We start from the raw sequence: 25,662 nt of genomic DNA on the forward strand, positions 1-25,662 counted from the left end.
TTGAGGTGAAGCCCCGCCAAGGGCTGGCGGGGTAGCGGGCCTTGTACGGCAGGCGGCATCAATCCGGCCGGGGGGCGCCTGGCTGCACCCCAACTTGGAAACTGCTGCAAGCTTGCTTTATCTGGCAGGGAAGGGGAAGTGAAAAAGTCTTTCAAATCAAGTTGTTACGCCGTAAGCCAAGGCAATTGCAGCGTCAGCGGACAGAGCCGTTCTGGTGTTTTTCTCCCTCCCGGCTCTTTTTCGAAAAGCCGGGGGGGCGTCGTCGTCAGGGCCCGCCTGGTGACGCGGGAACGCGGGCTACCAGGCGGGCACTACGGTACCCTGACCTGAAAACCGCGCTAGCTGAGCCAGCTGGGAATAGAGCATCAATTTCTTAATTTTAGAAGAAAATTTCGGTTCTTTGTCAAATCCTGTGAATTCAAGCGGAAGCGACTAAAATTCGCATTCGCATATTCTTGAAATTAGATAATCCAAACGATATGCGTTGCATATACCGTAAATAGTTGTTCATGCCTTTGGTTACCACATTCGATACCCTCCCGTCGGTAAACGCGGCGATTGAATCCTGCCAATTAACCAGCGTTTTGGTGAATTTACTTAGCGAATCACAACGTAGTAATCTGGCTTGAGTTAACCATTCGACTAAACTGGTCTTTAACGCTGGTTTAGTCGCGGCCTCTTCCAGTAATTCATGGAATGACCCGTGTAGTTGATACAGCTTTGCTGGTAAAGGAGCTTTACAGCGGGCTTGTGCTAATGGCGCGCGCTCGTCTGCGCTACAGTGGCTGAATTGTTTAAATAATACCCACTTAAGGTGCTTAAAATCTGTTTCTGCCTGTTCCGTTTGGCGTAATTTTTTACGCTCCATATCCAAGAGCTGATTAAGCAATTTAACGACATGAAAACGGTCAATAACCGTTTGAGCCTGGGGAAAATAGTGCGCGGCTACTTGACGATACGGTACCCATATGTCGCAGGCAACCACTTGAATTTACTGACAAAATTAGGCGCCAAGCAATTCAAAAGGCGTAATTAGCGTCTCTCTACGGCGGTTAGGCAATACGGCCAGCTGAATCCCCCGCTCCAAGTCGGTTAAGACACCCATGTAGCTTTCCTTGCCCTTGCGGTGAGCTACTTTATCAATGCCCAACTGCCGTACCTGGGCGTAGCGCTGCGGCAAATCCACTACTTTTTCCGCTACCGCATAAAAAAGTCGCTCCACGATTTTAACACCCCTGTTTACCAATGCCGCTACTTGCGTGAAGGCTTGCTTTTCGCACATTTCGAAAATCTATTTGGCTTGTTGCCGGGTGTATAATTTGCCCGGCATTACCCAGTCCGAATGAGTGAAAAAATAGCGCTGACACGTGACGTAATACAATTGGGGAATGGTCAGATACAACTATACTTCTCGTTCAAAAACCTTTAGGTCCCTGAATTTGCACACGTCCGTTTGGTTAATTTTTCCGGTAGGCTGTAAATAAACCGGGCAAAGAGCCTTGATTTTTTTGAAACGACCATGCAGGAGTGGTTTCGTGGCGCTTTCTTCTACCTGCGTGATTTCTAACTCCGCAGACCTATCAGTTTCTCGTAAAAGGTCAATTCGTTCATAAATGACAAGTTACCCATTCCACGGGATTTGACAAAGAACCAAACTAATTAGTAACGGATACTTAAATAGGACTTACGCAGTCTTAGGTAGTAAAACAGAAATAGATGAATTTTACAATTGTTGCCGCAGCTATTCGGCCCACGGTAGGCAGGTGGCCTGGTAAATGGTGCGGCCGATGGCGCGGGCATATTACTGCAACGAGACCCAGGCTAAATAACAACAAGTTAAGTGATTGCGCTGCGCCTGGGCCTTGCGGCATTGGCATTTCCCGGAACCCGTTAATTGCTTGAAGCTCCGGTGAAACCCCTCCACCTGCCAGCGTACCTGTACGGCATCGATAACCATCTCCCGATTGAGACGGGCCGCCAGGTGATGGGTTATCACCCATTCAATGCGGCCGTCTATGGCAACCAGCTTGAAGAGTTTTATCCTAAACGGTACTTGTTGCAGGCGTACTTCCACGCCCCGGCTCCACCCCCCCCCGGCCGGCGGTTCGAGCGTGTCCAGCGACTGGGAACCCGTTTCTTTGCTCAGACGCACTAACCGATTGCTCTTCAAGGTGGTAAAAAACGTCCAACCAGCCCGCTCAATCACTTTCAGGTTCTCACTGCTGGCATACCAACTGTCAAAAAGCAGCGTCCGGGCCTGGATTTTTCCTTCCTCCACCACCTGTTTGAACATGCTTTGGAAATGGTCGTTTTTCATCAGCCCGTCTTGAGCAGGCGCGTACACGCGGAAGTCAAGGGGCATAAAATCACCCCTTTCACCGCTATTGTGGACTAAATTAACCAGCCCGATGCCCGTGACTAGCCCGTGTACATTCCCTGAATACTGTCGTTGCGCGACCTCAATGAAGCGACGATAGCGCTTATCCTGCACCCTATCGTCCACCAACAGAAATGCTTCGGGCGAGTCGGACAACAAAGGCTGTACCATCTCTCGTAACTGACTAGCAGAAAACGTATTATTACGCAAAAAGCGGTATACTTGGTCGTGGCTCACCTCCGGGAGGTGGGCTGCCAAATGCGTCCCCGTATAGTTGCGCGGGGTGTTGCAAAAAATCAATATAGGTGCGTTGAGTTAGCATAAAAGGTCGTTTTTAGCCCAAATTACGCCCTTTGCGTAAGTCCTATTAGCGTGTCTTTCAGGTCCGTGTACAGCCCGGTCCGCCGGCTTTTTCAGCCGGCGGACCGGGCTGTACACGGACCTGAAAACTGCTGCAACTCGCTCTGAAAGCTAGGGGCCCCGCCAAACCTGGTCGGGGCCCTACTTATCTACACCAATTTCAACATCATGTCCGCATCTCCATAAGCCAACTTGTCTGAGTCGGCCGGGGCTATTTGCAGGCCGTTAAGGAAGGCTCTGCTGGGAGCGTTGGGGACGTAGGGGTAATCGGCGGAAAACAGGATGCGGTCGCTGCCGAAGGTGGCCAGGGCGGCGTCGAGCAGCGAGCGGGTGAAAATACCGCGGGTGGTGAGGTACGCGTGGTTGCGCAGGGTTTGGGCAGTTTGTTGGCCCAACGGCCCAACGGCCCGGCGGCCCGGCGCGACGGCCCGCCCGGGGCCCCGGCTTCACCAAACCCAACGGCTGGGCCTAGTACCTTGCGGCCTTCACTTAATGCAAGCTTTGCATGGAAAAACTCGTGTTGCTGCGCCACGGCGAAAGCGTCTGGAACCAGGAAAACCGCTTCACCGGCTGGACCGACGTGGACCTGACGGAAACCGGCCGCCAGCAAGCCGTGCTGGCCGGCCAGCTGCTGAAAGCCAATGGCTATGCGTTTGATATGGGCTTCACGTCGGTGCTGAAGCGGGCCATAAAAACGCTCAACATCACGCTCGAAGAAATGGACCAGCTCTGGGTGCCGGTGCAGAAGTCATGGCGCCTGAACGAACGATTCTACGGGGCCCTACAAGGCCTCAACAAGGCCGAAACCGCCCTCCAGTACGGCGCCGATCAGGTGCAACAGTGGCGCCGCGACCCCCACGCGCACCCGCCGGCCATCACCCCCGACGACCCGCGCTTCCCCGGCCACGACCTGCGCTACCAGCACCTCACCGACCGCGAGCTGCCCCTGACGGAGAACTTGGCCGAGACGATGGCGCGCGTAATGCCGTTCTGGACCGAGAAAATAATGGGGGCCCTGCACCGCAACCAAAAGGTAATTGTGTGCGCCCACGGCAACAGTCTGCGCGCCCTGGTGCAGTACATCGACCACCTCTCGGACGAGGAAGTGACCAACCTGGACATCCCCACCGGCGTGCCGCTCGTGTATGAGCTAGACGATAACCTGGACCGGATTCGGCACTATTATTTGGAATAGCTCTGGCGCTATTTATAAAGTATTTTGCGTATTACGAAATATGCTGTTCCACTCTTCAATAAAATTATTTAGGTTGTTGGGTTCGAATAATCTGCGGGAAAGCTTTGGCGAAAAATTATATTTCGAATTCTTAAATCTGATTTTTAGGGCCCCTAAAATTAGGAAATAACTTTCAATTATTTGAAAATTAGAATGTGAAAAATGTATTTCATTTTTGAAAATCCTGTTAATATAAATTCCTTTTTTGTTGAAAGATACTTCGGATAAAAACGATGTATAAGTGAGGTAAATAACTGCTAATAGACAGCCAAAGCTGATGAAATAACCATCGACTAATAATATTGCCAGCATTGCAAACGCGAATACTGCATCGACTGCTAAGTATATCCAAGACAGATTTACTGAACTACTGCTGATAAGTTCTTTTGCCATACAGATACAATCTCAATATGAAAGATTGCTTTACCGCACGCCGAGCCGGTTGCGCCGCCAGCCCGAGGCGGCTGGGGCCCCTGCGGTATCGGCAGCGGCGGGGGCCTGGGGCTGCTTGGTTTCGAGTAGCAGGGCCACTAGGGCGGCGGCTACCTGGGCGGTGGCCTCGTCGGGGGCGGGCGGCGTGAGGGCCCCGGCAGGGAAATGGTCGCGGATGAAGTTAGTGTCGAAGTTGCCGCTCACGAAGGCGGGGTGGCGCAGCACGTATGCCCCGAAGCCCAGCGTGGTTTCGATGCCCGTAATCTGATACTCCTCAATGGCGCGCAGCATCCGGGCGATGGCCTCGGCGCGGTCGGCCCCGAAGGTCACCAGCTTGGCAATCATCGGGTCGTAGTAAATCGGGATTTCCATGCCCTGCTCGAAGCCGTCGTCCACGCGCACGCCGGGGCCCTGGGGGCGCACGTAGGTGGTGAGGGTGCCGATGTCGGGCAGGAAGTTGTTCTGCGGATCTTCGGCGTACACGCGCAGCTCCAGGGCGTGGCCCTGGATGGTCAGGTCCTCCTGGCGAAAGGGCAGGGGCTGGCCCTCGGCGATGCGGATTTGCTCCTTCACCAGGTCGAGGCCCGTGATTTGCTCCGTCACGGGGTGCTCCACCTGGAGGCGCGTGTTCATCTCCAGGAAGTAAAACTTGTGGTTTTCGTCGAGCAAAAACTCTACCGTGCCGGCCCCGGTGTAGTTGCAGGCGCGGGCCACGTCCACGGCCGCGCGGCCCATCTGGGCGCGCAATTCGGGCGTGAGCACCGACGACGGCGCCTCCTCAATCACCTTTTGGTGGCGGCGCTGGATGCTGCACTCGCGCTCGAACAGGTGCACAATATTGCCGTGCTCGTCGCCGAGCACCTGGATTTCAATGTGGCGCGGCGAGCCGATGTACTTCTCAATGAACACCGCCCCGTCGCCAAACGCCGAGGTGGCCTCCGACACGGCCAGCTGCATTTGCTCCACAAACTCGTCGGCGTGGTTCACCACGCGCATGCCCTTGCCGCCGCCGCCGGCCGAGGCCTTGATGAGAATCGGGAAGCCCACCTGCGCAGCAATGGCCTGGGCGGCGGGCACGTCGGTGATGGCTTCCTCGGTGCCCGGCACCAGTGGAATGTCGAAATCGGCCACGGCGGCCTTGGCGGCCAGCTTGCTGCCCATCAGCTCCATGGCCTCGGGCGAGGGCCCCACGAAGATGAGGCCGGCCGCGCGCACGGCGCGGGCAAAGCCGGCGTTCTCGCTCAGGAAGCCGTAGCCGGGGTGGATGGCATCAACGCCCAGCGCCAAGCAGATTTCGATGATTTTGTCGCCGCGCAGGTAGCTGTCTTTGGAGGGCGGGGGCCCCACGCACATGGCCTCGTCGGCGTAGCGCACGTGCAGGGCCTGGCGGTCGGCCTCGGAGTAGATGGCGACCGTCTGGAGGCCCATTTCTTTAGCCGAGCGCAGCACGCGCAGGGCAATTTCGCCCCGGTTGGCGACGAGCAGTTTGGTAATTTTTTTCATGCGGCGGGTGGGAAACGGGCGGTGTGGCCGCAAAGAAAGTGGCAAACAGTCCGCCCGCCGCAAACTCTGCGGCGGCGACGGGGTTATTAGGCCCAAATTATGTACAACCGCATCTGGGGGTTATATTTGTGATTAAGCCCGTCTTGGCTAGCCACACCAATCTCCGGAGGGGCTGTTCCCCCGCGTTTTACACTCACCTTATTCCCGTTCCTTTAGTGGATATTTTCGACCGGATTTCGGCCAATCGTGGCCCGTTGGGTTCGCATTCACACTACGCCCATGGCTATTTTGCCTTTCCTAAGCTGGAAGGTGAAATCAAGCCCCGCATGATGTTTCGTGGTAAAGAAGTGCTAACCTGGAGCCTCAATAATTATTTGGGCCTAGCCAACCACCCCGAAGTGCGCCGTATAGACGGCGAAGCGGCCGCGGCCTGGGGCATGGGGTATCCCATGGGCGCGCGCATCATGAGCGGTAACACGAGCTACCACGAGCAGTTGGAAAGCGAGTTGGCTGATTTCATGAGTAAGCCCGATGCCTTGCTGCTGAATTTTGGCTATCAGGGGATTCTCAGTACGATTGATTCGCTGGTGACCCGCCACGACGCCATCGTATACGATGCCGAGTCGCATGCCTGCATCATCGATGGCGTGCGCCTGCACCAGGGCAAGCGTTTCGTGTACCCGCACAACGACATTGCCAACCTCGAAAAGCAGCTGCAGCGCGCCACCCGCCTCACGCAGGAAACCGGCGGTGGCATTCTCGTCATCACGGAGGGTGTGTTCGGAATGTCGGGCAACATGGGTAAGTTGCGCGAAATTGTGGCGCTTAAGGAGAAATACTCGTTTCGGTTCCTCGTCGACGATGCTCATGGTTTTGGCACAATGGGAGCTACCGGAGCGGGTACGGCCGAGGAATTGGGCGTTATTGACAGCGTGGACATAATTTTTTCCACCTTCGCCAAGAGTATGGCCAGCATCGGCGCGTTCGTGGCCGGGAATGAAAGCGTGATTGAATATTTGCGCTATAACATGCGGAGTCAGATTTTCGCCAAATCGCTGCCCATGCCACTCGTTATCGGCGCACTAAAGCGGTTAGAATTGCTGCGCACCCAGCCCGAGCTCAAGGAAAACCTGTGGAACGTGGTGCACGCCCTGCAGAGTGGCCTGCGTGAAAAAGGCTTCAACCTCGGTACTACCGAATCGCCGGTGACTCCCGTGCTACTGGCTGGTGAAATCTCCGACGCTACGGCCCTAACCTTTGATTTACGCGAGAACCACGGTATTTTCTGTTCCATTGTGGTGTATCCGGTGGTGCCCAAGGGCGTGATTATGCTACGCCTCATCCCCACGGCTACGCACACGCTGGCCGACGTGCAGGAAACGATTGTGGCCTTCGAGGCCATGGCCGCCAAGCTGGATAAGGGGCTTTACAGCAAAGCCATGACCCCGGCCCAAATAGCCTAAAAGCTCTGCCACGGCACATTGCGCCGGTCGTCCAAGTGGGCGGCCGGCGCGCTTGTTTTAGCACTATGCCAAGATGGGTGACTGAGTGGTGAATGTCAGCGTTGGCAGCTTTTCAACTAAAAACTGCTTTCCTGCGTAATGCGGGGACATTGGAAAAATAGCGAAAAGTTGCTTGCATTTGAAATCCCTGTATATTAGGGCCGTCTAAATGCTTCAACCTGTTTCTTTTCCCCAATCCAACCCCCAAACTTCCATGAACAACTTTGCTAAACTGAAAGACCTGGTACTCTCGCTGGAAGGCGACTTCGACAAGTTCTACGACAAGCACAATGCTGCCGCCGGCACTCGCGTCCGCAAGGGCATGCAGGAGTTGAAGACGATGGCCCAGGAGTTCCGCACCGAAGTGCAGAACATGAAGAACACGGCCGAAGCCCCCGCTGCGGCCCCCAAAGCCGCCGCCAAAAAAGCCGCGCCGGCCGCCGCCAAAAAGGCTGCCCCCGCTGCCGCCAAAAAAGCCGCGCCGGCCAAAAAGAAGTAAGTGGTGGGCCGCGTTGGCCACAAAAAAGGCCCCACCAGATGGTGGGGCCTTTTTTGTGGCCAACGCGGCCGGGCGTGGCCTACGTCAGTTCGACGAGGTAATAGTTTTTCTTGCCGCGCTGCACCACCAGGTACTTTCCGTGGAGTAGGGGCAGTTCGGTTACCGGCGCGTCGGGCGAAGTCGCTTTCTGGCCGTTCAGGCTCAGGCCGTTGGCTTGGATGAGCTTGCGCACCTCGCCGCGTGAGGGGAAGATTTGCTGGCCCGTGGCTTCGCTCAGCAGCACGGCCACGTTCAGGGCCCCGGCCTCTGCGCGGGGCACGCGCAGGTGGGGCACGCCGGCAAATACGTCGCGTAGCGTGGCTTCGTCGAGGGCCCCCAGGTCGCCGCCGCCGAAGAGCACCTGCGAGGCGCCCAGCGCCGCTTCGTAGGCCGCCTCGGAATGCACACGGATGGTGACGTCCCTGGCCAGGGCTTTTTGCAGGGTTTTGGCACCGGGGTTTTGGGCGTGCTGGGTTTCCAGGGCCTCAATTTCGGCCTGGCCCAGCAGCGTGAACACGCGGATGAGGCGGGGCGCGTCGGCGTCGTCGGCCCGCAAAAAGAACTGGTAGAATTGGTAGGGCGAGGTCAGGGCCGGGTCGAGGAACACGGCGCCGCTCTCGGACTTGCCGTACTTGGTGCCGTCGGCCTTGGTGATGAGCTGGCCGGTGAGGGCGTAGGCCTTGGCCTCGGGGCCCCCCAGGCGGCGAATCAGCTCGGTGCCGGTGGTGATATTGCCCCACTGGTCGCTGCCGCCCATTTGCAGGGTGCAGTTCAGCGACTTATACAAGTGGAAAAAGTCGTAGCCTTGCAGCAGCTGGTAGCTGAACTCGGTGTAGCTGATACCCTCGCTGCCCCCGGCGGCGGCGCCGTCTTCGGGGCCCCCGATGCGGCGCTTTACCGAATCTTTAGCCATCATGTAGTTCACGGTAAGGTGCTTGCCCACGTCGCGCAGGAAATCCAGAAAGCTGAATTCCTTGAACCAGTCGTAGTTGTTGACCATTAGGGCCCCGGTGGGCGAGTCGTTGAACTCCAGGAACCGCTCCAGCTGGGCGCGGATGCCGGCTTGGTTGGTGCGCAGCGTGTCTTCGTCGAGCAGGTTGCGCTCGGCCGACTTGCCGCTGGGGTCGCCGATCATGCCGGTGGCCCCGCCCACCAAGGCCACGGGGCGATGGCCGGCGCGCTGCAAGTGCATGAGCAGCATGATGCTGGCCAGGTTGCCGATGTGCAGCGAAGCGGCCGTGGGGTCGAAGCCGATGTAGCCCGACACGGGTGCGGCGCTGGCCAAGTGCTCAGCGGTGCCGGGCATGGCGTCGTGCAGCATGCCGCGCCAAGTCAGTTCGTCAATTAGGTTCAAGGCGTGAATGAGGGAATGGGTGAATGGGTGAATGGAAACTTGGTACACCCGCAAAACGTGGCCCTAAAGGTACTAGGCGGCTTTACCTTTGCCAGCAGGGAATGAGCGGGCTGCTTGTTCATTCATTCACTCATTCACGCATTCACCCATTGGTACAAGACGCCGACGCCATTTTCAAGCAACTGCGGCAGCGGCAGTTTCAGCCCGTGTATTTTTTGCAGGGCGAGGAGCCGTACTACATCGACGTGGTGGCCGACCTGATTGAGAAAATGGCCCTGCCCGAAGCCGACCGCAGCTTCAACCAAGCCGTGATTTACGGCAAGGACGTGGACGTGGCCGGCGTGCTGGGCCAGGCCAAGCGCTTCCCCATGATGGCCGAGCGCACAGTCGTCATCGTGAAGGAAGCCCAGACCATCGCTGATTTGGAGCAGGAGCGGAGCTGGCCGTTTCTGGAAGCCTACCTCAAAAACCCGCTCGCCAGCACCGTGCTGGTGCTCTGCTACAAGCACAAAACTCTCGACAGCCGCAAGAAGCTCGGTAAGCTGCTGGCCGGCAAAGACGCCCCCGGCGCGGTGTTGATGACGAGCAAGAAGCTCTACGATAGCCAGGTGCCGGCCTGGCTCACGGCCCACGTGCGGGGCCTGGGCCAGCAGATAACCGGGCAGGCCACCGCCTTGCTGGCCGAGTACATTGGGGCCGACCTGAGCCGGCTGGCCAACGAAATCGACAAGCTGGTGCTTAACCTCAAGCCCGGCCAGGCCATCGACGAAGAGCTGGTGCAGCGGCTGGTGGGCATCAGCAAGGAGTACAACATTTTTGAGCTGCAAAAGGCCCTGGTGCAGCGCGACGTACTGAAGGCTAACCGTATCCTGGGCTACTTCGCCGCCAACCCCAAGGCCAACCCGCTGATCCCCAACCTCACGCTGCTCTTCGGTTTCTTCAGCAAGCTGCTGGTGTTGCATCAGGCGGGCCCCCACCCGCCCGACGGCGTGTTCAAAAGCCTGGGCATCGTCAACAGCTTTGCCCAGAAGGAGTACCAGCACGCTATGAAAGCCTACCCCGCGGCGCGGGTCGTGGACCTCATCCACCTCATCCGCCGGGCCGACGCCCAGAGCAAGGGCATCGAAAGCGGCAGCATGGACGAGGGCGAAATCCTGCGCGAGCTGGTCTGGTTGATTTTGCACGCCGTACCGGCCGGCGTGGTGAGTTAGCGCGGGGCCCCCACGCCGGCTGGCAAGATATCAGACATAAAAAGTGCCCCTGGATTATTTCCAGGGGCACTTTTAGGTTTTGCTACCGAGCTGGTAGCCGTTACTCGTGCGTTAGCAGCAGCGACTGGCTGGTGGCGCCGCCGTGCACGCGTACCAGATAGGTTCCGACGGCCAGGGCGCGCAAATTCAATGGGTGCTGGGCCCCGCCCGCCAGGGAATACGCGGCCACGACGCGGCCGGTCAGGTCGAGCACTTGCACTTGGTAAGGGCCGGCAGGCAGGTTGCTCAGGTCGAGGGTAGCCGTGGCGCTGGCTGGGTTGGGGTACAGGCCAGCAGTGCCGCCGGTTTGAAACGCCACGGTGCGCACTGGCGAGTAGCTGGTTTCCCCGTTGGAATCAACCTGGCGCAGGCGGTAGTAGAGGGGCCGGCCGGCCAGCGCGTGGCGCGCAGCCCCCGCGTCCAGAAAGGCGTAGTCGAAGGCCCGGCTGCTGTTGCCCTGGCCGCGCACGGTGCCCACGGCCTCAAACGCGGTATTGTCGGCGCTGCGTTCCACCACGAACCGGTCGTTGTTGTGTTCGCTGGCGGTGGTCCAGCGCAGCTGGGCGTCGAGGCGCGCGGCCACGGCCGTGAAGCGGGCCAGCGACACTGGTAGCGGCACTTGAATGGTCACGTCCTCGGCCGTGCTGGAGCTGCTGCTGTAGTCGCTGCCGCCGGCCGTGCCCAGTCCCGTGTCGGTGGTGCCCGAGTAGTTCTGGCCGGGCTGGGCGGTGGCGTTGGCCGCAGACGTGCGCAGCGGGTTGTCGTAGCTGGCCTCGGCCGACGCCTGGTACGCAACCCCGTTCTGGGCCGACGCGTCGATGGTGGCCCGGAACGTGATGGTGAGCGAAGCCCCGGCCGGAAGAACGAAGCCTGTGAACGTGGGCTGGCTGACGCCGTCGGCGGGCAGGCCGTAGCCGGTGGGCGTGGCGGTGCGGCCGTCGGGCAGGATAAGCGTCGCGACGGGCGTATACGTGCCGTCGTATGTAAACAAGCTGCTGGCCAGGCGGCCCAGGGCGCTGACGCCGGTGGCCGTGCCGCCCGTGTTGGCGACGGTGAGCGTATAGAGGGCCGGGTCCACCGGGCCAGCGCTGCCCCCGGTGCGCGTAACGCCGGGCGTGGAAGTACTCAGTGCCACCGTGAGGGCCGGCAGGCAAGCCGCCGTGCCCGAGCCGCTAGCCGAGGCATCGGCGGCAAAGGCCCCGGCAGTACCGGTAGTGGCTCCAAAGGCCAGGGCCCCCGTGGTGGTGGTGCCGTTGGCCCCGCCGGCCGCCGACGACGACGACGCCACCGCGCCGTTGGTGAACACGGTGCCGCCGCCGCCGCCGCCGCCGGTCCCGTGCGCCGCGTCGGGCTGCGCGCCGTTCACATTGGCATTGCCGCCCTTGCCGCCGTGGGCCGTCACGGTGAGGGCCCCAAGGGTGCTGGCGTTGGCGGCCAGCACCAGTACCGCGCCGCCGGCCCCGCCGCCGCCGCCGCCGTCGTTGGCGGCGGGGCCAGCGTTGAGGCCGTTGGCCAGCACTTGGCCTGCGCCGGCCACGGCCCCCGTGCGTAGTAGCACAATGCCGCCGCCAGCCGCGCCACTACTGGCCAGGCCAGCGTCGTTGGCCGACCCCGCGCCGCCACCGCCGCCCAGGGCCAACCGGCCCGCAGAGGCGCCAAACGCGGCCCCGCCAATGCCCTGGGCGTTGTCGGTCATGTTGCCGGTGTAGCCGTAGCCGTAGCCGCCGAAACCACCCTGGCCACCGTTGGCGCCGCCGCCGCCGCCGGTGTTGCGTGAGTTGTCAGTGGGCGACTCGTCGGTGCCGCCGCCGCCGGCGTTGCCGGGGCCCCCGCGGCCGTTGCTGCCGCTGCGGTAGCCTTCCTGGCCGGTGCTAACCAGGGCCCCGCTGGGGCCGTCGTAGAGGTAGGCGGGCGTGCCGCCCGTGCCTTCGCCTTTGGCACCGCCCGTGCCCGTGGTAGTGGCGCTGCTCAACTGCCGAAAATCGGTATTGCTGTACGATGTCGTGCCCGTGCCTACGCCGGTGTACTGCTTGCCGCCGCCGCCGCGGAAGCCCCGACCGGTCATGGTGAGGCGGGCACCGGGGGCAAACGTGGTCGAGCCGGCCACGTCCAGGGCCAGCACGCCGCCGGCCGTGCCGTTCCAGGGGGCCCCGGCTACCGAGTCGGCCACGGCCAGGGCCGAGTACTGGGGCACGCGCACTACCTGGAAGCGCCGCTGCCCAGTGGGGTTGGCGGCGTCGCTGTAGTCAAGGTTATCGTAGGCGTTGGCCAGCGCCCGGTCCAGCACGAGGGTGCCGCCGCCGGTGGCCACAGCAGTGGTGGCCACCGCGTATTCGTAGAGGCCGGCCGTAAACTCTTGGCTGCCGTTCAGGCTGCCGTTGCCATTGCCATTGCCGCTGCCGTAAGCGGCGGAGTTGTCGGTATTGAAGGGCGCGCCTTGCATCTGCATCACCAGCACCAGGTCGCCGGCCGCGATGGGGGTAGTAGCTGCGCCTACGCCCGTCAGGGCCGGGCCCAGCACGATGCTGGCCGCGTTGCCGCTCGTTGTCACGCGCTGGCCCGCGAAGTAGGTGTTGGGGGCGGAGGTGGCCCCTAGGTTGCCCACGCCGTCTTTGCCGGGTGTGGCGCACACGCTGGCCACATTGGCCAGCCCGCTGATGAGGGTCGTGATGGAAGCAACGTTGTTGGAGGCCACCGGGTCGGGCTCGGTGGCCGTGTTGGCGGTGGTGCCGGTCACCGAGCCGCTCGCGGGGGCGGTAAAGCTGACCGTGTTCGTGGCCGGGGTGCCGCCCGCGGCCAGGTTGCTAGCGGTAAAGGTGACGAGGCCGGAGACGGCGTCGTACGCGCCACCGTTGCCCACCACCACACTGCCCAAGCCGGCTGGCAATTGCAGCGTCGGCGCCACGTTGGTGGCCGGCAGCGGGCCCAGGTTAGACGTGGTGACGGTGTACTGCACCCGCGCGCCGGGGGAGGCGGCCGTGGGGCCGCTGACGCTATTGGCTATGTCGGCCCCCCGCACCACGACGATGATGTTGGCCGGCGATGCCGTTTGGTCCACCATATCGCCGGCCGTGTACGGCAGCGTCACCGCCCCGGCGAACGTGCCGCTGGGCGTGAACGTAACGATGCCCTCCGGCGTCACCAAAAACGTGCCCTGGGCCAGTGTCAGCGAGCTTTGTACGCCCGGCGTGTTGAGGTCCAAATCGACGCTGCCCGCCTTATAGGGAGCGTAAGTAAAAGTGTCGTTGTTGAGCACATTAATCGACACGGGCTGGTTGTACGCGGTGCCGGCCACGTCATCTCTCAAAAAAGGTAGCTGCTGGACGGCCAGCTTGCGGATTTCGTGCACGTTGGTCCGGCCCCCCGTCGAGCCCGCAAAGCCTATCCGCAAATTTTTCGGAGGGGCGGGCACCACGAAGTCGCGCACGGCTGTTTCCAGGGCCGCCCCATGCTGGATGCGGACCGTGATGCGGTAGGTGCCGTTCACGGGCACCACGTCGATGTACACCCGGCGGTAGTCGGAGCTGCCCGCCTGGGCCCGGACCGTGGGCACGTCGAGTTTGAACGGCAGCGTGGGGCTGCCGGCCAGGTAGGGGTAGTCGGTGGTACTTTGGCCGTTGCCGGCCCCGCGAATGGCCACCGCATTGGGCGTTAGCTCGGGGGTATTGATGCCGCCGACCCGGCCTTCGGTAGCGTTGGAGTAGTTGCCGAACTCGTCGATGCCGATGCCAATGTACCCGAACGGTACTCCGTTGCTGACGGGGTCGCTGACTTTTTGGGCGTAGCCCAACGAGCCGCCCGAAGCCCCCGGTGTAAACGACGCCGCCGATGTGCGGTCGGCGTCCACCAGAAACACCGAAAAGCCGTCGGCCCCATTGCCGCCGTAGGCAAAAAATTCAAACGAAATGCTAAAGCCTGACGGGGCCAGAAATGAAGTCTGGTCAATCGCAAAGCCCGATTGGTTAGCCGTTGCCGAAGTCAGACGCAGGTAGCCTGCGCCGTTTGGGTCGCCGCCCGAGGCCGCCGTCAGCGTGGCGCTGCCGCCCAGCACAAAGCCCCCTGCTGTGCTGTTTTGAAACGATTCGGCACGTGGAAACTGGGCCTGGGCCTGGTATGGCTGGCCCCATAGCAGGGCCATAAGCAGGCAGCCCAAAGGCCAGGCAACGCCTGACGGCAGCCTGCAGGTAGTAAAAAGTCTGCTCATATTAGAAAGGAAAATCATGGTTTTATAATTGTACTAAAGCAATATATAATTTACCCAAAACCGTAATTTGCTCTAATTAATTGCAATATAGATGGTTTGCTGAAAAATTGCTGCTGCATATTCATTCCTTAGATTAAATAATTAATTACCCGGTCGAGTGCTTGGAATGGAATGGCTCAGTTTTTTTGTTTTTGCGGGGCATCGGGCTCGTCGGGCTCGCTGAGCAGATGCGTCCCAGCAAAAAAAAACGCCGTCCGGTGGGGACAGCGTTCGAGGGTCTGGGACCTGGTTTTGCCACTGCGGCGGGTATTGAGCACGGCCCGGTTTTCGAGGCCGTTCGCGTTAACGTCAGTACGAAGTAGCGGCGCATGTAGATGGCTTCCGATTAAACGCCTTGTCCGGATATCGTTCAACCCGGCGCGCGCGCGCCTCACAGTGCGGGATGGGCAGGAGCTTTGGGGCCCGTCAGCAGGGCCAGCGGGTAGGCAAACATGACCGGCAGCGGCGATGACAATACGTCGAGCACCCGGTGGCCGGTGAGCGCGGCGATGGGCAGGCCCGCCCGCTGCCCTAGCCACAGCAGGCCCGCGCCGGCCGCGTAGCCCGCGGTGTAAGCCAGCACGGCCGCCACAGTGTAGCGGCCGTGTAGCAGCAGGTGCAGCAGGGCCACGTTCAGCACAGCATAGAGGAGGCGGTAGCTGATGGCCACGGGCCAGCCGTGGGTGGTGATGCCGGGCACGGCCGCCGGGGCTCCAGCAGGGTGCCAGAGGTGGCCCAGCGCGTCAAAAACTTCTTCTTCAAACAGGCCCAGGCCCAGCAGCAAGGCCACTAGCGCGGCCACCAGCAGGCGGTAGGGCCCCGGTGAGCGGGCGACGCTAGCGGGCACCTTGCAGTGCCGGGGTAGCCACCAGCAAGCCGCTGGCGTTGCGTCGCGCCCACAGCATCCACAGGGCCCCGATGGCCCCATACACCACGAATGTGAAGGTGTAGTGGTGGTTGAAATCGACGGAATGGTACCAGTAGGCGTGGTTGAGGGCCAGCAGGGCCACGCGCCCCACGTTCAGGGCGTAGATGGCCAGGATGCCTGCCGGTACAAACCAGAGCTTGTGCCACCAGGGCCCCGGAAACGCCACCACGAAGCCCGCAAACAGCGCGTACATCAGCAGCCCGTTGCACGGGTCGCCGACGGACACGACCGGCTGGCCGTTGAGCACCACCAGTATGGGGTTGGCCGGGGCGGTGCCGGCAGCAAAGCCCACCGCCCGGAGCAGGGCCCCCGCGGCGGCCGCCAGGTTAGCCGACAGGGCGTGGTCGAGGCGGCCGTCGGGGCCCACCAGGCCGTCGTAGCCCAGCGCCCACAGAGCGTAAAGGGTAGCAAATACCAGCAAAAAGCGCAGCGCGGGTCGGTCCGGCTGCGAAGGGGAAGGTAGGGAAAGCTTCATAAGCGCGTAATTATCTAAGTTGTCAGTCAATATCAGCAATAAGTCTAAAAGGAAATACTGGCCATAAGCACCAAGGCCCGGCGGGGGGGGGTGGGCTCCACGGTTGGTGGGGTCCCCCCGGGCTCGGCGCAACGTAGCGGCAGCTATTTTTTGCGGCGGCGGCGCAGTACCCGCACGCCGTAGGCCACGCCGCTGGCCAGCAGCAGCGAGGCACCCCCGTCGAGGGGCACGGCCGTGGGTGGGGTAACGGGTGGGTCGGTAGGGAGGGGATCAGTGGGCGTGGGGCCGGTGGAGCCCTGTGCCCGGGCTTGCAGGGAAACACCAGCGGCCAGCGCCAGTACGGCGCCAACGGTGAGAGTGCGGAGCGAAACGAGGAATAAGATTTTCATAATCAGGAACAAAGCCCGTGGGAAGGAAAAAGCAGCTTGAACCCGGACCCCAGGGGCCCGGGCTCGTAGCCAATGGCAATTATTCGACGATGAGGCGTTTGTTGACGGTGCCTTCGGCTGTGAGCAGGCGCAGCGTGTACACGCCGCGGGCGACGCCGGGCAGGGCCAGCTGCGACATGGTGCCTGCGGGCAGTGTGGCGCGCAGCACTGTCTGGCCCAGGGCGTTTACCAGCGTGGCGTCGATGGCTTGGCGGGCCAGGGAAGCGGGCAGGCCCACCGACACCGTGCCACGGGCCGGGTTCGGGAACACGTTCACCTGCTTGCTGAGGGCTGCGGGGGCCGTAGCCAGCACGGCCTGCGTGGTGAACAGCACGCTGAAGCGGCCGGTGGCCGAAGCACCGGCCACCACCGCAAACGGGTAGCTGGGCTGCTGGGAGAGGTCGGTTACGCTGCCCGTGAGGGCATCGCGCAGGAAGGCTTTGGTGCCGGTGGGCAGGCGTAGCAGTTCGGCGGCGGCGAGGGTGTAGCTGCCAGCTTCGGTTCGCACTGAGAGCGGCACCAGCACATCGGCGGTGCCGAGGGCGGGGCGGGCGTCGATGGACAGCGCCTCGGGGCCGGCGGTGGCCAGGGCCATCGTGGCCCCGGCGGGGTTAAGCTTGTAGGCGTCGAGGGCGGCGTCGAAGCCGGCGGTAGCGGTGGCGTCGAAGTACACCACGGTCTCATCGGCGCGGCCGGCGGCGTTGCGCAAGGCCAGGCGCACGAGCGGCGCCGCGGTGGCATCACCCCGCTGGAAGGCCGGGCTGGCGTAGCTGGTCAGGCGGCCGCTGTTTTTAAAGGTAAGGGTCCCGGGGGTGCCGGCGGCGGCTACCCGCACGAAGAAGCCCTGGCCGGTGGCAATCTGGTCGGTGCCGCCATTGGTGCCCACGCCGTTCACGTAGCTGGCGTATCCGCCGGCGTACTGGCCGGTCGATTTCACCACGTACACGGCATTGAACAGGCCCGTAGCGCCGTCCTTATAGGTCGTGGTCCAGCTGATGGGCGAAGGATAGGGGTTGCCCAGCAGCTGCCAGCCCGACTCAGTTTGGCCGCCGCGGGTGAGGCCGGTACGGGCCACGTCGCCGTTGTTGAGCGTGCCCACGAAGTCCACCGTTTCCGAGGCGGGAATGTTCACAACGTAGCCTTGGCCGGGCGTGAGGGCGTCGGACAGGGCCCCGGGCGAGAAGAAGCCCTTGTCAAAATCCTGCGGCGTGGGGTTGCCGCTGGTGTTGATGCGGGCCTCGTCAAAGCCGAATACCTTGGGAAAGGGCCGCACCTGACTGGGGATGGCCGCGGTGTTGTAGGCCGGGTTCACCACGGGTACGAAGCCGCTGGTGGCCAGGTTGGCCATCGTGGAGCCCGTCACCGGCGCGGCGTAGTGGCGGTAGCCCGCGCCGCTGTTGATGCCGCCATCAATGTAGCGCTGCACTGTGACGGGGCCCGTGACGTTGCCGGCGGCATTCACCACTTGGGCCGAGTTGGTGGCATCCGAAAGCAGCGTGAACGACTGGCCGGCGACGGTGAGGTTGCCGTTGAGCAGCAGCACGCGGCGTACCGCGGCGGTGCCCGCCAGGCTGACGGGGGCCGTGCCCACGGTCAGGTTTTGGAAGGCCGAGGTGCCGGTGCCGCCGATGACCTGGGCGGCGGTGCCGGCCAGGGTGATGGTGCCGGAGCCCGCGCCGAGCAGCATGCTGCCGTTGTTGGTGAAGTTGCCGCCCACCGTCAGCGTCGAGCCGTCGGTAGAGGTGATGGTGGTGCCGCTGGCTAGCACTACGTAGCGGGCCGCCTGGCTGCCGCTTACGGCGGGTTGGTTGGGCATGCCGCCGGGAATGGTCACATCGTCCACGTTGGTGGGCACGCGGTTGGGCATCCAGTTGGCGGCGTTGGCCCAGTTGGTGTCGGCCGAGCCGTTCCAGGCGAGGGCGGTGCCGATGGCGATGAAAGCGGTGAGGCCGCTCACATTGCTGCCCAGGCCGATGTGGCCCACGGCGGCTGCGGTGCCCGCGGTCAGGTCCACAGTGTAGAGGTTGTCGAAGTTGGGGGCCCCAGCCGTGCCGCCGGGCGCCACGGCCAGGAAGGCCGCGTTGGTGGTGGTGCCGCGGGTGTTGAAGATGTCAAAATCGGCCCCGTCGGCGCTCATGGGGCCCCCGGCGGCGCCCACGGCCACAAGGGTGCCGTTATTGGGCGGGTTTTGGAGGTAAAGCTGGCCTGCTACGGCGTCGTAGTCGTAGAGGGCGGTACTGTTGGCGGCGCTGCTGCTGTTTGTGTAGGCGACGGCGCCCACCGTAGCTCCAGCCGTCAGGTTACCGTCCTTGAGCACGAGGGTCCCGTCATTAGGATTGAGACGGTAGTTGTTGCCGTTGGTAGCCACCACGCGGATACGGTCCACGGTGGGGTTGAAGTCGAAACCCACGCGGTCGGTGGCCGCGCCCAGGGCCAGCGGAATGGCTGCACCTGCGGCGGTAAGGCCTCCCGTGGTTATGTTCACAGCGTACACCGTGGCCGTGCCTGCCGTCGCGTTGTAGCCCAGGGCAAACAGCTGGCCGGTGGCGGGGCGAAAATCAATGCCCACTGTGGTTTCGCCAGCGGTAATGCCGCCGCCAAAATTCACCGCCGAGCGGATGTTCCCCGGGGCCCCCGAATCGAACGAAATCAAGTTGCCGCCGGCCACCGCGTACAGCAACTGCCCTACCAGCGCCGGCTGGGTAGGTGCGGCGATAACGACCGCAATGTCGCGGATGTCAAAGGGGGTACTTAGGGAGGCGGAAAGGATGTTGCGCTTATTGGTAGCGGCCCCGGTGCTCACGTCGAAGTCGTAGAAGTCGCTACTCGAAGTGCCGTTGGCAGCCCTTGCCTTTACATAAGTCAGGTAACCCTTGTTAGTGCCGGAAGTGGGGTCGTAATACACATCCACATTCGCCGCCACGGGGCTACCGAACTGGTTTCCGTCCAGCGTCACGGCCTTAGAGTTAGTCAAAATCCCGCCATTGGGCGGACTTTGGAACGATAGTAAGCCACTGTTCGGGGCAATGGCCTCTTGGTCACTGGCGCCCACGCCCGGGATGTCCAGTGCATAAAGAGCCGTGCTGGTACTGCCGGCGTAGGAATTGGTGTAGGCTACCGAGCCAATGACTGGTGCATACGCGTTGTTCGGCGCAGTATTATAAGTCAGTAGGGGAGGGCTGTCGAAGGCGGCGATGCCACCGGTGTTGGGGTTGAGCCGGTAGTTAGCTCGCATGCTGCTGCCCTCCACGCGGATGCGGTCCACGGTAGGGTTGAAATCGAAACCGATACGGGTGACGTTGGTACCTAGGTTCAGCGAGATGCCCGTGGTGCCAACGGCGGTGGCTATTGCCGTGGTGGGGTCCAGTACGTATAGCTGGGCATTAAAAACCTGCTGCGTTGCATCAAATGCAATGTTGGGGTCGTAACCTAGGGCGTAGAGCGTACCGGTGTTGGGGCGATAGTCCATTCCAACCAGCGTTTGTCCAGCCGCGACCCCCGTAATCAGGGTAGGAAAAGCGCCCGGAGTACCAGTATCGGCGTTGATGGGCAAAATGCCTTGCGCGCCCGCCGGTGCCCCGGCAGGGTAGAGTGGATCGGTATTCGGTTTAATTGCCTGGCTCAGCGTGCCCAGGCCGTAGATGGTAGGCGTTTGAGCGAGGGCCGGGGTGGTAGCTAGCAAGCCTAGCCCGAGGCCGAGGGTAGCGAGCCAGGGCCGACCTGAGAAATTTTGCGACGGTGAAAACGGTACGAATGTTTTCATGAAAAAAAGTTTGGGGATGGGAAACTAACAACTGCTACTACTGGCAAAATCTTATTTTATAAATCCTGGGTGCTACCGAACCAGGGATTTTAATACGCGTAAGGCGCTAAATTGTACGCAGTGAAGTAATATAAGGATGTGCTGTTAATCACCTGTTTTTATCCTTTTTTCATTAAATTTTTATTAAAAAATTTGTTCCCGCCCAACAGGCGCCGGCTAGCTGGGGCGCTTAGCCGCGCCCCGCTTTATACAACTTCGCGCCGTACACAAACACCACCACGTAGCAGATAATGGGTAGGTAGTAGGCGTGGGCCACGCTGGTGTTGGCCACCGGCCCCATCACGAAGCGCGGAAACAGCGCCGCGCCCACCACACCCATCACGATGAACGACGAGGCCAGTTGCTTGTGCCTACCCAAATCCTTGAGCCCTAAGCTATAAATGATCGGGAACATGACGCTGAAGAAGAAGTTGAGCCCGATGAGCGCCCCGAATGACACCCAGCCCCAGTGCTGCGCCACGATGAGGCACATGACGATATTGGCCACGGCCGCGAAGGCCAACAGGCGGTTGGGGGCAATGTATTGCATGAGGTAGGTGCCCAGGAAGCGGCCCAGCATCATGCCCACCAGGCTGAGGGAGAAGAAGTACGCGGCCACATCGTTGGCCAGGTGGGGCAGGCCGGGCACCAGGCCCACGGTGCGGCTGAGGAGCGTGCCCACCTGCCAGAACCCGTGGATGGCCGGCCCGGGCTTGAGGGCCATGTAATCGGTGCCATAGTTGATGAAAAACGCCCAGGTGCCGCCCTGCGCCGCCGTGTTGAAGAGCTGCGCCACGCAGGCCCACACAAAGTGTTTGTGCTGGAACAGGCTTTTGTCGGCCGCCAGGTCGGTGGGCGTTTCGTTGGGGGCCCCCAGGCGCGTTTCGGGCGTGTGCTCGGCGTTGAGCTGGGGCACTTTCACGAAGGCAAACAACAGCCCGACGCTGCCCACTACCACTCCGATGATGGTGTAGAGCACCTTCACGGAGGACAAGTCGCCGGCCGCGTGGTTGCCGCGCAGCACGAAGTAGCCCCCGATGAGGGGCCCTGACACCGCCCCGATGCCGTTGATGGCGTGCGAGAACGTGATGCGCCGGTCGGAGCTGGCTGGGTCGCCCAGGCCGTCCAGGAACGGGTGCGCCACGGCTTCGAGCGTGCCCAGGCCGCAGGCCAGCACGAACAGGGCCATGAGCAGGAAGGTGAACGAGGCGGCGTTGGCGGCCGGCACCATCAAAAAGGCCCCGGCCGCGTACAGGCTTAGGCCCAGGATAACGCCTTTCTGGTAGCCGAAGCGCTTCATGAACCAGCCCGCGGGCAGGCCCATCACGAAGTAGGCCCCGAAGGTGGCGGCCTGCACGTAGGCCGAGTTGGCCTTGCTCACGTGCAGCACCTGCTGGAAGTGCTTGTTGAGGATGTCGGTCATGGTGACGCCCAGGCCCCAGAGCATGAACAGCGACACGACGAAGATGAGGGTAACAACGTAGCGCCGCTCGGTGAACGGCGGCGGCGCCAGGGAAGGAGTAGCGGTAGAAAGCACCATAAAAGCGGGAAAGGAAGCAAAAAATGAAATGAGGCCCCGGTGAAGCCCCGGGCCGGCGGAACAAGCCGCAACGCCCCAAATGGTTTGCCGCCCGGCCCGCAGCAAGGCAGGGACTATGACTCTGTTCGGTATCCCCGCCCCGGGGCCCCGGGGCTTCCGCCCACCGGGGCGCTACTGTTCGGGGGTCGCGGCCAGCGGTTTCAGCTCGCCGAATACCGTCGGAATTAGCTCGGCCACGGTGGGGTGGATAAATACGTTGCGGCGCATGAAGGCGGCGGTTTGCCGGGCGTACATGGCCGTGATGATGCAGTGGATGGCCTCGTCGCCGCCTACGCCCACGATGCTGGCGCCTAAAATCTGGTCGGTTTCGGCGTGCACCAGCACCTTCATAAAGCCCTGGGTTTCGCCTTTTTCCACGGCTCGGCCCACTTTGGTCATCGGGCGCCTGCCCACCAAGGCGGGCGTGCCGGCGGCGCGCACTTCGGCCTCCGTGAGGCCAACTTTGGCGAAGGGCGGATCGATGTAGATGGCCGATGCGGGCAGGCGGTCGCTGACGCGGCGCGGGTCGTGGTCGAGCAGGTTGGCGGCCACGATTTCGAAGTCGTTGTAGGCCGTGTGCGTGAAGGCGCCGCGGCCGTTGCAGTCGCCCAGGGCCCAAATGCCGGGCACTGCCGTTTGCAGCTGCTCATCGACCAGAATGAAGCCGCGGGCGTCGGCGCGCAGGCCAGCTTTTTCCAGGGCTAGGTCGTCGGTGTTGGGCTGGCGGCCCATGGCCAGCAGCAGGTGCGAGCCGCGGCTGGGCGAGGCATCTTGTTTGCAGTTCACCCGAACCACGGGCTGCCCGTCTTCCTGGCCCAGGCTGATGCACTCGACCCCGAGGCGCAGCGTAATACCTTCGTTAGTAAGTATTTCATGCACGGCAGCGGCTACGTCCTCGTCGTCGTGCGGGAGTAGGCGCGGGCTGCGCTCCATGATGGTGACCTGCGCGCCCAGCCGCCGGAACATCTGCCCAAATTCGAGTCCTACGGCCCCCGCGCCCACAATGACGAGGTGCGTCGGCAACTCCTTCAGCGCCAAAATGCTGCTGCTGGTGAGGTGCGGCACCTGCCCGATGCCGGGCAGCGGCGGGCTGGCCGGCCGGCTCCCCACGTTCAGAAAAATGTGCTTGGCCTCCAGTACGTCGTCGCCTACTTGCATGGCGGTGGCCGATACAAACCGGGCGGTGCCCCGAAACACGGTGCAGCCGGGCATGTGCGTCAGCCAGTTCTCAATTCCGTCGCGCGAGGCCGCCACAATGGCGTCTTTGCGGGCCTGCACCGGGGCCAGGTCCACGGCGAAGTCGCCCACCGGCGGCAGGCCGTAGTCCGCCGCCTGGCGCAGGGTGTATGCGGCCTTAGCGCTGGCAATGAGGGCCTTGGTGGGCGTGCAACCGGTGTTGACGCAGGTGCCGCCGAAGTCCTGGCGCTCCACAAGGGCCACCGTCCAGCCTGCGGCCGTGAGCCGGCCGGCTAGCGGCGGGCCCGCCTGGCCGGCCCCAATAATCAGCGCATCGAAGGATTGGTTCATGAGGAGCGGTTTTGCGTGAGTGCCAATAACGTGAGTGCCAATAAACGGCCCGCGGTGCTGCGCCGGCCGTGCCCGCAAGGTAGAAAATTGCGCGCCGGGACCCCCGTTAGGGCCCCTGGCAAGGGCCCCCATAAGTAAAGCCCCTCCGGTGCGCGACCAAGTGGGCTTTTGAGGAAAATGGCCGGGCGGCCCCGGCAGCGCGGGGAATAGCGCCAACATTAAGCAAGGTTCGGCGTCCAAAAGCAACCGGGCGCCCCCAGTCGCCCGGCACGAAGCCGCGCCCCGGAGCCCCAGCGCAGTTTTTAAATCGGTGCACCCGGTGCTGTAAAACGGCGTGGCACGCCGTTTCCGGGCGAACGTCAAACCGGGTTTTGCGCTGCTTCCGTGTGAACGCCGAACGGAGTACCACGCCGTTCTACAGCGCCGGGTGCACCGATTCAAAAACTGCACTATCGCCGCAGGTAGCCGCCCAGGTCCGAGATGCTGGCAATGCCCAGGGCCCCGGCCTGCTGCTGCCGCATCAGCAGGCAGTAGGCGTTGTTGAAGCCCAGCGGCGCGCGCCACGCCAGGCCGTAGCGGCGTTGGAATTCGGCCTGCACGTACTGAAACACCGCTGCCGGCCGGCCGCCCAGCGAGTCGAGTACCGCCGCCGAGGGCTGGAGCAGCACTTGCAGGCCCGTGCCGGTGTACTCGGGATAAAGGTCGATTTCGCCGCCGCGCAGCGCCTCGAAGCAAATGGTGGTGCCCCCGAGGCCGGTTTTGGTGGCTACGCCCAGGTCGGTATTGCCGCGGATGAGGGCGGCGTACATCTCCACCAGAATGTACTGCTCGGCGAAAATCTTCGAGCCCAGGCGCACCACCGGGGCCCCGGGCGGCAGCGGGCGCGGCACTTTCCAGAGGCCCTTGCGGCGCAGCCAGGCCAGGGCCACGGCCCGCGGCGCGCGGTGCAGAAAATCGACCTGGTAGTTCAGGTTCGTCATGGCCGAGTCGGAGAGCTGGCCGCTGAGCTGGTCGAGCACGGGGCCCACCTCGGGGTGGGCGCGGAGCAGGGCGGGGCGCACCACGGGCGCGGCGAAGTAGGGCGGCAGGGCGTGAAGGTCGTCGCGCAGCACGCGCAGGCCGTAAGCCTGGATGCGCCCGTCGGTCGAGTAGCCGTCGATAACGTCCACATTCGCGGCGCGGGCGGCCTCGTATACCAGCGCTGGGGCCAGCACCACGCTGGGCAGATGCGTGAGTCCATAGGTGTGGGTGAGGCCCGGCAGGCAGTCGGCCCGCCCGATGAACTCCGGGCTGAAGCCCGCCCGCAACCGGCCCGCGGCCTGGGGCAGCCAGTAGCCGGCGGCCAGCACCGGCAAAGCCAGCAGCAGGGCCCCGCCCGCCACCCGCAGCCGCCGCGCCGAGAGCTTCTCCAGGGCCCCCAGGCCCGCATCGAAGGCCAGGGCCAGGGCGGCGGCCGGAATGGCGCCGGCCAGAATCATGGCCGGGTTGTTCAGCGCAATGCCGCCAAATATGAACTCGCCCAGGCCGCCGGCTGCCACGTAAGCCGCCAGCGTGGCTACCCCCACGTTGATGACGGTGGCCGTGCGGATGCCGGCCATTAGCACGGGCAGGGCCAGGGGCAGCTCCACGCGCCGCAGAATCTGGCCATCCGTAAAGCCCAGGCCCCTAGCGGCTTCTACCACGGCCGCCGGCACGCCCTGCACCCCGGCCACCGTATTGCGGATGATGGGTAGCAGCGAGTACAGCAGCAGCGCCAGGATGGCCGGGGCCGCCCCAATGCCCATCACCGGAATCAGAAAGCCGAGCAGGGCGATGCTGGGCACGGTTTGTAGCACGCCGGCCGTGCCCAGCACCGCCGGGGCCCAGCGCGGCCGCCGCGTCAGCCACAGGCCCACGGGCACCCCCACGGCCACGCCCAGCAGCAGGGCGGCGGCCGTCAGGGCCACGTGCTGCAAGGTCTGCTGGCCCAGCTTGCCGGCTTGTTCGTGCCAAAAGGCGAAGAGTTCGGCAAGGGTTTTCACGGGCGATGGGTGAATGAGTGAATGGAGGAATGAATGGGGTTGTCCAGGGACTCTTCAGGCTGTCATGCTGAGCGAAGTCGAAGCATCTCTACCGTTCACTACCTATGAT

At 62.6% G+C, this 25,662-nt stretch carries 16 protein-coding genes and 2 pseudogenes; 4 read left to right on the forward strand and 14 right to left on the reverse strand.

The features are described from left to right. Nucleotides 1-418: 418 nt before the first annotated feature. From DDQ68_RS02715 to DDQ68_RS02730, 4 genes and pseudogenes are all read right to left on the reverse strand, one after another. A complete protein-coding gene (locus DDQ68_RS02715) occupies nt 419-985 on the reverse strand; it encodes a transposase (RefSeq protein ID WP_162549759.1) in 567 nt (188 codons plus the stop codon). 18 nt (nt 986-1,003) lie between these two features. Next, on the reverse strand, nt 1,004-1,282 hold the full coding sequence (locus DDQ68_RS22440) for a hypothetical protein (RefSeq protein ID WP_162549760.1): 279 nt from the start codon (nt 1,280-1,282) through the stop codon (nt 1,004-1,006). Nucleotides 1,283-1,741: 459 nt separating this feature from the next. Next, a pseudogene (locus DDQ68_RS02725) lies at nt 1,742-2,699 on the reverse strand (IS701 family transposase). A 187-nt stretch (nt 2,700-2,886) separates the two neighbouring features. Continuing rightward, on the reverse strand, nt 2,887-3,132 hold the full coding sequence (locus tag DDQ68_RS02730) for an amidohydrolase family protein (RefSeq protein WP_109654603.1): 246 nt from the start codon (nt 3,130-3,132) through the stop codon (nt 2,887-2,889). A gap of 110 nt (nt 3,133-3,242) precedes the next feature. Between DDQ68_RS02730 and gpmA the strand changes: the two genes are divergently transcribed. Further along, nucleotides 3,243-3,932, forward strand: coding sequence for a 2,3-diphosphoglycerate-dependent phosphoglycerate mutase (gene gpmA, locus DDQ68_RS02735; RefSeq protein ID WP_109654605.1), 690 nt, complete (start codon nt 3,243-3,245; stop codon nt 3,930-3,932). Between the two features lie 462 nt (nt 3,933-4,394). On the opposite strand, the gene accC is transcribed toward gpmA, so the two are convergent. Continuing rightward, entirely contained in the window at nt 4,395-5,906 is a 1,512-nt protein-coding gene (accC, locus tag DDQ68_RS02740; RefSeq protein ID WP_109654607.1) for an acetyl-CoA carboxylase biotin carboxylase subunit, read from the reverse strand. Between the two features lie 215 nt (nt 5,907-6,121). Between accC and DDQ68_RS02745 the strand changes: the two genes are divergently transcribed. Next, entirely contained in the window at nt 6,122-7,369 is a 1,248-nt protein-coding gene (locus DDQ68_RS02745) for an aminotransferase class I/II-fold pyridoxal phosphate-dependent enzyme (RefSeq protein WP_109654609.1), read from the forward strand. Between the two features lie 253 nt (nt 7,370-7,622). Further along, nucleotides 7,623-7,793 (forward strand): annotated as a pseudogene (locus DDQ68_RS24375) (BF3379 family histone-like protein); the annotation flags it as partial. 193 nt (nt 7,794-7,986) lie between these two features. Here DDQ68_RS24375 and tyrS read toward each other — a convergent pair. Next, entirely contained in the window at nt 7,987-9,300 is a 1,314-nt protein-coding gene (tyrS, locus tag DDQ68_RS02755) for a tyrosine--tRNA ligase (protein WP_109658297.1), read from the reverse strand. Nucleotides 9,301-9,449: 149 nt separating this feature from the next. Here tyrS and holA point away from each other — a divergent pair, with 149 nt between their 5' ends. After that, the gene (holA, locus tag DDQ68_RS02760) at nt 9,450-10,511 is read left to right on the forward strand and encodes a DNA polymerase III subunit delta (RefSeq protein WP_245897261.1); all 1,062 of its coding nucleotides are present in this window, start codon (nt 9,450-9,452) and stop codon (nt 10,509-10,511) included. Between the two features lie 100 nt (nt 10,512-10,611). On the opposite strand, the gene DDQ68_RS02765 is transcribed toward holA, so the two are convergent. The 8 genes from DDQ68_RS02765 to DDQ68_RS02800 all read right to left on the reverse strand — a co-directional run bounded on the left by DDQ68_RS02765 (nt 10,612) and on the right by DDQ68_RS02800 (nt 25,553). Beyond that, complete coding sequence (locus tag DDQ68_RS02765; RefSeq protein WP_162549762.1) at nt 10,612-14,688, reverse strand: T9SS type A sorting domain-containing protein; 4,077 nt, start codon at nt 14,686-14,688, stop codon at nt 10,612-10,614. 496 nt (nt 14,689-15,184) lie between these two features. Beyond that, a complete protein-coding gene (locus tag DDQ68_RS02770; RefSeq protein ID WP_109654616.1) occupies nt 15,185-15,640 on the reverse strand; it encodes an XrtX-associated membrane protein in 456 nt (151 codons plus the stop codon). Next, nucleotides 15,630-16,196, reverse strand: a complete 567-nt coding sequence (gene xrtX, locus DDQ68_RS02775; protein ID WP_109654618.1) for an exosortase X — start codon at nt 16,194-16,196, stop codon at nt 15,630-15,632. Before xrtX ends, DDQ68_RS02770 begins: the two co-directional genes overlap by 11 nt. Nucleotides 16,197-16,339: 143 nt before the next feature. Beyond that, nucleotides 16,340-16,585, reverse strand: a complete 246-nt coding sequence (locus DDQ68_RS02780) for a PID-CTERM protein-sorting domain-containing protein (protein WP_245897263.1) — start codon at nt 16,583-16,585, stop codon at nt 16,340-16,342. Nucleotides 16,586-16,664: 79 nt separating this feature from the next. Next, on the reverse strand, nt 16,665-20,387 hold the full coding sequence (locus DDQ68_RS02785; RefSeq protein WP_109654621.1) for a DUF4394 domain-containing protein: 3,723 nt from the start codon (nt 20,385-20,387) through the stop codon (nt 16,665-16,667). A 229-nt stretch (nt 20,388-20,616) separates the two neighbouring features. Beyond that, the gene (locus DDQ68_RS02790) at nt 20,617-21,966 is read right to left on the reverse strand and encodes a sugar MFS transporter (RefSeq protein ID WP_109654623.1); all 1,350 of its coding nucleotides are present in this window, start codon (nt 21,964-21,966) and stop codon (nt 20,617-20,619) included. Between the two features lie 171 nt (nt 21,967-22,137). After that, nucleotides 22,138-23,532 (reverse strand): FAD-containing oxidoreductase, encoded by a 1,395-nt coding sequence (locus DDQ68_RS02795; protein ID WP_109654625.1) that lies wholly within the window; start codon nt 23,530-23,532, stop codon nt 22,138-22,140. A gap of 449 nt (nt 23,533-23,981) precedes the next feature. Beyond that, entirely contained in the window at nt 23,982-25,553 is a 1,572-nt protein-coding gene (locus tag DDQ68_RS02800; RefSeq protein WP_109654627.1) for an ABC transporter permease/substrate-binding protein, read from the reverse strand. Nucleotides 25,554-25,662 lie beyond the last annotated feature (109 nt).

The organism is Hymenobacter nivis (assembly GCF_003149515.1).
In the GTDB taxonomy this organism is placed as follows: Bacteria; Bacteroidota; Bacteroidia; order Cytophagales; family Hymenobacteraceae; genus Hymenobacter; species Hymenobacter nivis.

What these genes read in the sequence shown, in the direction of transcription:
- DDQ68_RS22440 (WP_162549760.1), bottom strand. Translation starts at nt 1,282, where the DNA reads ATGTGCGAAAAGCAAGCCTTCACGCAAGTAGCGGCATTGGTAAACAGG.
- gpmA (WP_109654605.1), top strand. Translation starts at nt 3,243, where the DNA reads ATGGAAAAACTCGTGTTGCTGCGCCACGGCGAAAGCGTCTGGAACCAG.
- accC (WP_109654607.1), bottom strand. Translation starts at nt 5,906, where the DNA reads ATGAAAAAAATTACCAAACTGCTCGTCGCCAACCGGGGCGAAATTGCC.
- DDQ68_RS02765 (WP_162549762.1), bottom strand. Translation starts at nt 14,688, where the DNA reads ATGGCCCTGCTATGGGGCCAGCCATACCAGGCCCAGGCCCAGTTTCCA.
- xrtX (WP_109654618.1), bottom strand. Translation starts at nt 16,196, where the DNA reads ATGAAGCTTTCCCTACCTTCCCCTTCGCAGCCGGACCGACCCGCGCTG.
- DDQ68_RS02780 (WP_245897263.1), bottom strand. Translation starts at nt 16,585, where the DNA reads ATGAAAATCTTATTCCTCGTTTCGCTCCGCACTCTCACCGTTGGCGCC.
- DDQ68_RS02785 (WP_109654621.1), bottom strand. Translation starts at nt 20,387, where the DNA reads ATGAAAACATTCGTACCGTTTTCACCGTCGCAAAATTTCTCAGGTCGG.
- DDQ68_RS02790 (WP_109654623.1), bottom strand. Translation starts at nt 21,966, where the DNA reads ATGGTGCTTTCTACCGCTACTCCTTCCCTGGCGCCGCCGCCGTTCACC.
- DDQ68_RS02795 (WP_109654625.1), bottom strand. Translation starts at nt 23,532, where the DNA reads ATGAACCAATCCTTCGATGCGCTGATTATTGGGGCCGGCCAGGCGGGC.